This is a genomic window from Flavobacterium sp. UBA5153, from assembly GCA_002413745.1.
In the GTDB taxonomy this organism is placed as follows: Bacteria; Bacteroidota; Bacteroidia; order Flavobacteriales; family Flavobacteriaceae; genus Flavobacterium.
The window spans coordinates 1-6,127 of record DHXP01000072.1; the positions used below are offsets into that span (position 1 = coordinate 1).

The 6,127-nt window shown below is 35.7% G+C and carries 5 protein-coding genes; 3 read left to right on the forward strand and 2 right to left on the reverse strand.

Features of this window, described 5'->3' with window-relative positions; genetic code table 11:
* The 3 genes from B2145_RS14510 to B2145_RS14520 form a co-directional block, all read left to right on the forward strand.
* A partial coding sequence (locus B2145_RS14510) for a gliding motility-associated C-terminal domain-containing protein (RefSeq protein ID WP_291103702.1) occupies positions 1-1,797 on the forward strand: 1,797 nt, incomplete at its 5' end.
* Positions 1,798-1,857: 60 nt separating this feature from the next.
* Entirely contained in the window at positions 1,858-2,763 is a 906-nt protein-coding gene (locus B2145_RS14515; protein ID WP_291103705.1) for a PorP/SprF family type IX secretion system membrane protein, read from the forward strand.
* Between the two features lie 11 nt (positions 2,764-2,774).
* Positions 2,775-4,712 carry an OmpA family protein gene (locus tag B2145_RS14520; RefSeq protein ID WP_291103708.1) on the forward strand — a complete coding sequence of 646 codons (1,938 nt, stop codon included), beginning with the start codon at positions 2,775-2,777 and terminating at the stop codon, positions 4,710-4,712.
* Between the two features lie 447 nt (positions 4,713-5,159).
* On the opposite strand, the gene B2145_RS14525 is transcribed toward B2145_RS14520, so the two are convergent.
* Positions 5,160-5,576: a hypothetical protein gene (locus tag B2145_RS14525; protein WP_291103711.1), complete on the reverse strand. Its 417-nt coding sequence runs from the start codon at positions 5,574-5,576 to the stop codon at positions 5,160-5,162.
* A gap of 202 nt (positions 5,577-5,778) precedes the next feature.
* Positions 5,779-6,042 (reverse strand): hypothetical protein, encoded by a 264-nt coding sequence (locus B2145_RS14530; RefSeq protein ID WP_291103714.1) that lies wholly within the window; start codon positions 6,040-6,042, stop codon positions 5,779-5,781.
* Positions 6,043-6,127 lie beyond the last annotated feature (85 nt).

Genomic DNA, 6,127 nt, shown 5'->3' on the forward strand with positions numbered 1-6,127 from the left:
ATTACCAATGATGGATGTACTGCTAACCAGATATTGAATTTAACCGTAAATCAATTGATTGCTACAAAAGAAGAAGGTACTATTTTTTGTAAAGGAGGTACTACTACTGTAACTATTACTGTAGCTGGTGGAATAGCTCCATATACTAATGATGGGGTTCACACGGTTTCTGCTGGAGCATATAGCTTCGATGTAACGGATACCAACTGTTGTAAAGTAACGGTTTCAGGAACAATAACAGATGGAGATAGTACACCACCCGTAATTTCTGAATTACCACAAACTTCAACAATTTCTTGTCCTGCAACACCTCAATTTGCTACCGCAACAGCTACTGATAATACTGAAACAGAAGTTGCATTAACATTTGTTGATGTAACGACTCCTGGTGCTTGTGAAGGTTCGTATTCTGTAACCAGAACTTGGACGGCTACCGATGCCTGTGGAAATACTTCAACGGCTGCTCAATCAATTAACGTGATTGATACTATAGCTCCTGTAATTGCAGTCCCTCAAGCTCGTCTTTCGATAAGTTGTCCTGAAACCCCTCTATTTGCAGAGGCAACAGCAACTGATGCCTGTGGAATTGTAGCCTCATTTACTTCTGTTGATGTGACAACACCAGGTGCTTGTGCCGGATCATACTCCGTGAAAAGAACTTGGACGGCTACTGATGCTTGTGGAAATTCTTCTACAGCTTATCAAACGATAAATGTTCAAGATAAAACGGCTCCAGTGATTGCTGCTTTACCGGGAACAAGCACTATCGACTGTTCAGCTTCACCTGCATTTGCTGTAGCAACAGCAACCGATGCTTGTGGTTCGGTTATTACATTGACTTCTGCTGATGTAACGACTCCTGGTGCTTGTGCAGGTTCCTACTCTGTTACCAGAACTTGGACGGCTGCCGATGCTTGCGGAAACGCTTCAACAGCTTCCCAAACGATAAATGTCCAAGATACAACGGGACCTACAACCACCACTTCATTTGAACCAAGTATTGACGTGAAATGTGATGCTATTCCCGTGAAACCAGATTTAGTATTTGTTGACGGATGTTCTTCTGTTGGTACACCTGTGTATACAGAAAATATTATTAACCAAACTGCCGACTCCTACTCCATTCAAAGAGAATGGAATGTGTCTGATGCTTGCGGAAATCCATCAAAATTTGTTCAAGTAGTAAATGTAACCGTCACCAATAGTGTCGTTGCTGTAGCTAGTACTGCATGTAATACAGACTCGGCAACCTTAGACTTAAACAGTTTGTTGCCAACCGGCACCTCCGCAAATGGAATCTGGACAGATATAGATAATACTGGCGCTTTGCAAGGCAGTATACTTTCTCCCCTTGGTATTTCCCTTGGTGATTATGTTTTTGAATATAAAATCAGTGGAGGAGATTGTCCTTTAAGCATAATGGTAAAAATGACTGTAAATAATGATTGTGGCGGTATCGTATTGGGTTGTGGAGTAGTAAAAGTCCACAATGCATTCTCTCCAAATGGAGATTCCAGAAATGAAGTATTTATAATCGACAATATTGAGGATACTGTTTGTTATCCGGATAATACAGTCGAAATTTATAACCGATGGGGTGTATTGGTTTTTGAAACCAAGAACTATAATAATGGAACCAATGTTTTTGATGGCACCTCACAAGGTCGATCAACCGTAAGTCAGTCATCTGGTTTGCCAACGGGAACCTATTATTACATCGTAAATTACACTTCTTTTGATGGAAATGGTAAAATTCAATCCAATAAAAAAGACGGGTATTTATACCTTACAAGATAAATCTAACTCAAATATAACTCCTGGGAGCCAACAACTCACAGGTTTAAAACAACAAACTAAATGAAGACAAAAATACTATTATTCGCTTTGATGTTTACTGGAGTTGTAAGTTATGCGCAACAAGATGCACAATTTACACAATATATGTATAACACAATCAATGTAAATCCCGCTTATGCAGGGTCGAGAGGAGCTATGAGTATATTTGCTTTGCATCGTACTCAATGGGTTGGATTGGACGGTGCTCCCGTTACAAATGCAGTATCCATAAATACACCACTGAACGGAAGCAATCTAGGTTTGGGAGTTTCGCTGGTAAATGATAAAATTGGGCCAACCCACGAGAATACCATCTCGGCAGATTTGTCCTATACCATTCCTACATCGGAGACGTTTAAGCTCTCTTTTGGTATCAAGGCCACCGCTAATCTATTTGATTTGGATGCCTCCAAATTAACAAATGTAGATCCCGACCCAAGTTTGCAAAATTACAGCAAGTTCTCCCCAAATATTGGAGCCGGTATTTATCTGCATTCCGATAAAGCATATATTGGTTTTTCAGTGCCTAACTTTATCGAGACGCAACGCTATGATGATAATGAAATCAAAATATTTAAAGAAAAAATAAATTACTATTTAATTGCCGGTTACGTATTTGATATGGGGGATTCGGTAAAATTCAAACCTGCCCTGCTTACCAAAATGGTTCAAGGAACTCCTCTTCAAGTGGATGTTTCTGGAAACTTTATGTTTAACGACAAATTCGTTGTTGGAATTGCCTATCGATGGAGTGCCGCTTTAAGTGCCATGGTTGGTTTTCAAGTCTCTGATGGTTTATACATAGGTTACGGATATGACAGGGAAACTACCCATTTAAACAACTATAATTCAGGTTCGCATGAAATATTCCTGCGCTATGAAATATTCAACAATATCGACAAAATCACAACTCCAAGATTCTTCTAAAAACAATTATTATGAAAAATTATATACTCCTTTACATAACAATGGTAGCTGTTTTTTCATTTAGTAGTTATGCCCAAAATGCTAAAGTGGCTGCAGCCGACAAAAAGTATGACAGCTATGCCTACATAGACGCCATAAAAACTTATGAAAGAGTTGCGGAGAAAGGTTATAAATCAGTGGATATGTTCCAAAAACTTGGAAACTCCTATTACTTCAATTCCGAGTTGGACAAAGCTGCCAAATGGTATGGCGAATTGTTTGCAATGACTTCTGATCTTGAACCAGAATATTATTATCGTTATGCCCAATCGTTGAAATCTATTGGAGAAAATGATAAAGCCAACGAGATGATGGAAAAATTTCACCAGAAAGCCGGAAACGACAACAGGGCGAAACTTTTCGAAAAAAACAAAAATTATCTGGAAGTAATCAAGGCAAATTCAGGAAGATACAAAGTTGAGGATGCCAGTATTAACTCTAAATATTCCGATTATGGAAGTTCGTTCTACAAAAATCAACTCGTTTTTGCATCGGCTAGAGACACCGGAAGTTTGGGACAGAAAAAACACAAATGGACCGATCAATATTTCACCAACCTTTATGTTGCCGATTTAGGAGATGAAATGACTCCCGGCGCGGTTGGTAAATTTTCAAAAACAATAAATTCTAAATTCCATGAATCGACTCCTGTTTTTACCAAGGACGGAAAAACGATATATTTTACCAGAAATAACTATCTCGAAGGTAAAAAAGGAAAAGATGCAAAAAGAATCACTTTAATAAAAATATACAAAGCCAGTTTTGAAAACAATCAATGGACAAATGTTATTGAATTGCCTTTTGACAGCGACCAATACAGTACGGCACATCCCGCGTTGAGTCCAGACGAAAGAACATTGTATTTTGCTTCGGATATGCTAGGGACATTGGGACAATCTGATTTATTCAAGGTGAAAATAAATGAGGACGGTAGTTTTGGAACTCCGGAAAATTTAGGAAAAAGTATCAATACTGAAGGAAAGGAAACCTTCCCATTCGTTACGGATGAAAACGAACTCTATTTTGCATCAGATGGACATCCCGGTCTTGGCGGATTAGATGTATTTGTAGCCAAAATAAATCCTGATGGTTCTTTTGACGAAGTTAAAAATGTGGGTGACGGGGTGAACTCTCCAAAAGATGATTTTGCCTTTTTGATTGACACCAAATCTCGAAGAGGCTTTTTTACTTCCAATAGAGACGGAGGACAAGGTTATGACGACATTTATAAATTTTTGGAAACCAGAAAACTGGTATGCAAACAGGAATTATATGGAAACGTAACAGATTTGGCAACTTCACAAGTATTACCTGACGCAAAAATAAGCTTGTTTGACAATGAATTCAAATTGGCTAGCACCACAGTTTCGGATCCAACAGGTAATTACACCTTCAACGTAGAATGTGGAAAAACGTATAATGTAAGAGCCGAAAAACAGGACTATACCACCAAGGAACAAAAAATCACCATTGAAAGGACAAACGGAAGAACTAATTTGCCCATTGCCTTGGAAAAAGCAAAATGTCAGGTTGCCATTGGCGATGATTTAGGAAAATGTTTTGGAATTAAAATGATCTATTTCGACTTGGATAAATATAATATCCGACAGGAAGCAGCATTGGATCTGGAAAAAATATTGGATGTATTGACTCAAAATCCAACAATGAAATTGGATGTCCGTTCGCATACTGACAGCCGTGCTTCGTTTAAATATAATGAAGTCTTGTCAGACAATAGAGCAAAATCTACAATAAACTGGCTAGTGAAAAACGGAATTGATCCTAGCAGATTAACGGGTAAAGGATATGGCGAAACACAATTGGTAAACGGATGCTCCGATGGCGTTGAATGTACCGAAGAGCAACACCAACAAAATAGACGAAGCGAATTTATCATTACTACACTCTAAATTTATCGCAACAAAATTGAGATAGAATTAACCTCGGAAGCTTATTTTCGAGGTTTTTTTATTTAGTTAAACTCCTAAATCAGTAGGTGATTTACACCATGCATGAATTTATAATCCTTTATTTTTTTGACAATATACCAAACTTTCCAAAAATAAATCTTTATACTCATTTCTAGTAAATACATCTAACCAATCAACAACGGCAAAGCTGATAAAATATAAACCCTCTGGATTATGAAATTTATAATTCCTACTCACATAAAACTATTTTAATTTCTACTTGATAAATGTAGTGAAATTTTATGTTCAATTACCACACGAAAGGATTCGTGCGGGGGTATTTATAACGTTTAGAGGCTTGAACACCTTTGACAAAGTTTTGAACTTTGACAAAGGTCATTTTTATTAATTTGCTCTTTAGTATTACTTTTTGTTTGTATAGGATTTTTAATTACAGTTATTCGTAATTCTTAAACAAGTAAGTATAACTGTAATTAATGCTAAAATTGGAGTTGCAATCCAAGCAATTCTTTGTAAAACCATATTTAGCTTAACATCATTAATTTCTTTTACAAAACCTTTAGTTTTAATCTTAACAAACCCAGCTGTATTAATTATAATTAATTCTTTGTCTAAATTATAAGATAATAAACCCTCTTTATTTAGAAACATAAAAGCGTTTGTGAGGTCGGAAAATAATAAGTGTTTGTGGAAATCCTTAAATGGGCTTGTACCACTGTCCATATCTTTAAAATCCATTGGATAAAGATGTTTAGCAACTTCTTCAAAAGTAAAAGTTTTATTATAATTGGAAGATAAAAGTGTCAATATATCATCAAAATACTTTGCTGGATTATTTGTCATAACAGAATAAATAAAATTTTAGATAACAAATATAACGAATTAAAAAAACAATGGAAGAATTAGAATGTAGCCATAAGTGCAAGCCATCAATGGTACAAAAGAAATATATCTTCGTAGAATAATAGCATTACAAGGAGTACAGAATATGAAAACAAGAATAGCAGAACTTAAAAGTAAAGCAAAAGAAGTGATAGATTCTTTTTTAACTTCCAATCAACTCGCTATATAAAATATATGTATTTTTAAACTCTATATCTGTTATGAATTCAGTTTTTAAAGTATATTTTGTTAGTAAGTCTTGAATTTCAGATATACAACGAAGTCTATCTTTTTCGTAAGTGTATGGAATCATCTTTGAATTTTTAAAAATATTTACTATTTCCACACATAGAGTTTTTTGAGTTTCTAAATCAGTTTCTTGAAATAACACTAAACAGCTTTTAATAAAATTTTCTTTATTTGTCATATAACAAACGTAAGAAAAAATTATTACATTTGAAAGAAAATACTACTGACAAAAGCAAGGGTTTGGACATACTAACTTTACCCGC

Excerpts from the sequence above, each read along its gene's own strand:
- B2145_RS14515 (WP_291103705.1), top strand. The coding sequence starts at position 1,858 with ATGAAGACAAAAATACTATTATTCGCTTTGATGTTTACTGGAGTTGTA.
- B2145_RS14520 (WP_291103708.1), top strand. The coding sequence starts at position 2,775 with ATGAAAAATTATATACTCCTTTACATAACAATGGTAGCTGTTTTTTCA.
- B2145_RS14525 (WP_291103711.1), bottom strand. The coding sequence starts at position 5,576 with ATGACAAATAATCCAGCAAAGTATTTTGATGATATATTGACACTTTTA.
- B2145_RS14530 (WP_291103714.1), bottom strand. The coding sequence starts at position 6,042 with ATGACAAATAAAGAAAATTTTATTAAAAGCTGTTTAGTGTTATTTCAA.